General features: G+C 59.2%; 2 protein-coding genes and 1 pseudogene. 1 reads left to right on the top strand and 2 read right to left on the bottom strand.

Annotated elements, in window-relative coordinates; genetic code table 11:
• Positions 1-1,793: pseudogene (locus tag VIM98_RS17825) on the top strand (hypothetical protein); the annotation flags it as partial.
• A 567-nt stretch (positions 1,794-2,360) separates the two neighbouring features.
• Here the strand turns inward: VIM98_RS17825 and pip are convergent.
• Positions 2,361-3,317: a prolyl aminopeptidase gene (gene pip, locus VIM98_RS17820; protein ID WP_331994447.1), complete on the bottom strand. Its 957-nt coding sequence runs from the start codon at positions 3,315-3,317 to the stop codon at positions 2,361-2,363.
• 103 nt (positions 3,318-3,420) lie between these two features.
• Positions 3,421-3,821, bottom strand: a 401-nt coding sequence (locus tag VIM98_RS17815) for an FAD-binding oxidoreductase (protein WP_331994446.1), incomplete at its 5' end; no start/stop codon positions are given.

Below are 3,821 nucleotides of genomic sequence, written 5' to 3'. Positions count from 1 at the left end.
CACCGGATGCACGTGCGGACAACGACAAGCTCACCTCCAACGGCATCTATGTGTTCACCTCGACCGCGCCGACAGTTGCAGTCGGCGACGTGGTAAACGTGGATGCTTCCGTGGGTAACTTCTTCAACCTGCCGGAACTGGAAAACCCGACGGTCACTGTGATCGGTCATCGTGCGCGACTGCCGGCACCGGTGGTATTCGATGCCTCGACGCCCTCTTCCGATCCGGACAAGCTGTCCTGCGGCGACACCAACTTCCAGTGCTTCGTGGGCATGCGCGTGCTGATCGAGAACGGCATGATCAACACGGGCAACAAGCGCTTCAGCGGCGAGCCTTTTGCAGAGGTCAGCATCACGGCCAATGGCAAGCGTTCGCTGCGCCTGCCGGGGGTGCGCTTCAGCGTGCCGGTCCCTGCTGGCGTGCAATTGCCCAACTGGAGCGGCAACCCGGAAGTGTTCAAGATGAACACCGCCGATTTCGGTGCGGTTCCGGTCAACACGCCGTTTATCGCAGGGACCACTTTCCGCGCCGAAGGCATTATCTCGTACGACTTCGGTGCCTATACGTTCATCCCGACCTCGATCGCCATCAAGCATGCGGCGCCGATGCCGAACCCGGTATCGCCCACCCCGCGGTATGCGTTGCGTATCGGTGCATTCAATACCGAGCGCTTCTGCGACAGCGATTTCAACACCACCTTTACGTGCAGTGGCGATAGTAGCGAACCGACGCCGGCGGAAGTAATTCTGAAGACGCAGCGCTTGTCCGCTTATATCGGCAGTGTTCTCAAGCTGCCCGATGTGCTCTCGGTGGAAGAGGTCAAGAGCCTACCCATCCTGCAAGGCCTGGCCACGCAGTTGGGCGCTGACTACGGCGCCAAGTACACGGCCTATTTGATTCCCGGTCACGATCCCAGCGGTATCAACGTGGGCTTCCTGGTACGCAACGATCGCGTCAAGGTGCTTTCGGTACGCCAGTTGGCTGCCGATGAAACCTGGCTCGACGACGGTCAGACCGCGTTCGTGCACGACCATCCGCCGCTATTGCTCACCGCCGAGGCGCGCGGCATCCGCTTCCAGGTAATCTCGGTTCATCCAAAGGCACGTACCAATGTCGACAAGGACAACGACACCGCCGTGCGCGATCGCCAGAAGCGCTTCCTCCAGGCCACCTCGTTGGCTCATCAGGTGCAGGCATTGCAAACTGCTGCGCCCTGGCAGCCGCTGATGGTCGTCGGTGACTTCAACGCCTATCAGTTCAGTGACGGCTGGGTGGATGTCGTGGGTCTGATTTCCGGCAAGTACAAGGACAGCGAGAATCAGCTCAAGCTCGGCAAGAACATTGTCCAGCCGTCGCTGTGGAATGCGGTGGATTCGATACCGGAGAACGATCGCTATTCGTTCCTGTTTACCGAGAACTTCGGTCAGATCCAGGGTTACACGTCAGCAGGCTCGGGTAATTCCGGTCGCGAAGTGCCAACGGTGCAGGTGCTCGACCATGCTCTGTTGAACCAGGTCGCCAAGCTGCGCTTCATCCGGATGCAGTACGGTCGTGCCGACCTCGATGCGCCGGTGCAGACCGAAGCCGACGCAGCCAATGCAACCGATTGGACCAAGGCCATCGGTGCATCCGACCATGACGGCTTTGTGGTCGATTTGTTCGCACCGGGTCTGTTCGACTCGCATGACCATGGCCATGGCGGCCATGACGAGCATGCTCATCATGACGACAGCCACCACGGTCATGATAACCACGGTCATGACCGCGACGATGACCACGATCGCCGCGACTGACCGCCCATCCCGCTCCAACTAAAAAAGCCACGCCCCGCAAGGGGCGTGGCTTTTTCGTAGCTTCGTCAGCGGGTATCGAATACTGTTCGATAGCGCTCCGCGCCGTCGCGACTGAAGGGAACTTCTAAAAACCTTACGTCGCGTTCTGCATGCGAGGTTACCCCCTCACCCCAACCCTCTCCCCCGGCAAAGCCAGGGGAGAGGGAGCCTGACTGGGGCAAGCCTCAGTGTTTCGTACTTGCGCAGCCTGCTCCCTCTCCCATCGCTTTGCCAGGGGAGAGCAACTGTCTTGCAGAGGCGGGTTCTTGCGGGAAGCTACGGAAGTACTTACCCCACGCCAATCCTCCCCTGTAAACCAAGGAAGGAGCAAGTTACGCAAGTGCGAAACACCGAGATTCGCCGCAGTCGGCGCCCTCTCCCCCGGCTTGCCGGGGGAGAGGGTTGGGGTGAGGGGGCAGCCTTGCACGCAACAGACACGCCACGCTTTTCGAGGCCCCCTCCAGTCGCTACATACGCGTCACAGAAATAGCAGCCTCGTTACTGGCATAGGCTTGCTTGGAAGCCTCATCAAGCACGAAAGCGATCGGTCGCTTCCAACAGCTCGTGCGTGATTCCAGGCTCGAACGCCGAATGTCCTGCATCCTGCACGATACGTAGATCGGCTTCCGGCCATGCGCGATGAAGATCCCAGGCACTACGCACCGGACACACAACGTCATAACGCCCCTGCACGATTACCGCCGGAATATGGCGGATGCGCTCGACATGACGCAGCAGTTGATCGTCATGCTCGAAGAAGCCGCCATTGACGAAGTAATGGCATTCGATACGCGCAAACGCCAGCGCGAATTCGTCTTCGCCACTGGAAGCGATATGGCCTTCGTCCTGATAAAGAAAGCTCGTCGCGCCCTCCCAGACCGACCAGGCACGCGCCGCTTCCAGCCGTTGCCCGGCATCGCTACCGGTCAGGCGGCGATGGTATGCACTCATCAGATCGCCGCGCTCGACCTCGGGAATAACACTCAGATACGTCTCCCAAGCGTCCGGATACAAGGCGTCGCAGCCCTTCTGGTAGAACCACTCCAGTTCCCAGCGACGTAGCATGAAGATGCCGCGCAACACTAACTCGGCAACTTTGTCCGGATGCGTCTGCGCATAAGCCAGCGCAAGCGTGGAACCCCACGAGCCGCCGAATACTTGCCAACGCGCAATACCCAGATGCTCGCGCAGCCGCTCGATGTCGGCAACCAGATCCCAGGTCGTGTTGCCCTCCAGTTCGGCATGCGGCGTGGAGCGACCACAGCCGCGCTGGTCGAAGAGCACGATGCGATAAACCGCTGGATCGAAAAAGCGCCGACACTTGCTGTTCGCACCACCGCCTGGACCGCCATGCAAAAACACTACCGGCTTGCCGCCAGGATTGCCGCTCTGTTCGTAATACAGCGTATGCAAAGGCGAAACCTGTAACATGCCGCTATCGAATGGCTCGATCTCGGGATACAGGGAGCGGCGATTCTGGCTCATGGCAATCCTTTTAATGAAAATCAGCCGCGGTGCGGCCTGCATGGTTAAAACAATAAAAAGAAAAATTGACGGGTAAGACAAGCCCCGTCAGAAAACCACGATATTATTCGAAGAGCTTGCCTGGATTCATGAGCTGAAGCGGGTCGAACACCTGTTTGACCTGCCGCATCAAGGCAATCTCTGCGGCCGTACGCGTGCTCTCCAGATAAGGCCTTTTGACCAGCCCGATACCGTGCTCGGCCGAGATACTGCCGCCGTGACGCTTGAGTGTTGCGGCCAGCAGCTTGGTCACATGTTCGCACTGAGCGATAAACGCGGCGGCGTCGAGCGATTCGGGCTTGAGCACGTTGATGTGCAGGTTACCGTCGCCGATATGTCCAAACCAGACGACTTCCATGGAAGGATATTCGGCCGCAAGCAAGGCTTGCATCTCGTGCAGGAAAGCCGGCACGGCGCCGATACGCACCGAGATGTCGTTCTTGTACGGTCGGTAAGGCGCCAGAC

This window comes from Dyella sp. (genome assembly GCF_036568765.1).
In the GTDB taxonomy this organism is placed as follows: domain Bacteria; phylum Pseudomonadota; class Gammaproteobacteria; order Xanthomonadales; family Rhodanobacteraceae; genus GSA-30.
The sequence above is the reverse complement of the archived record's forward strand: the minus strand, read 5'-3'. Positions and strand labels throughout refer to the sequence as shown.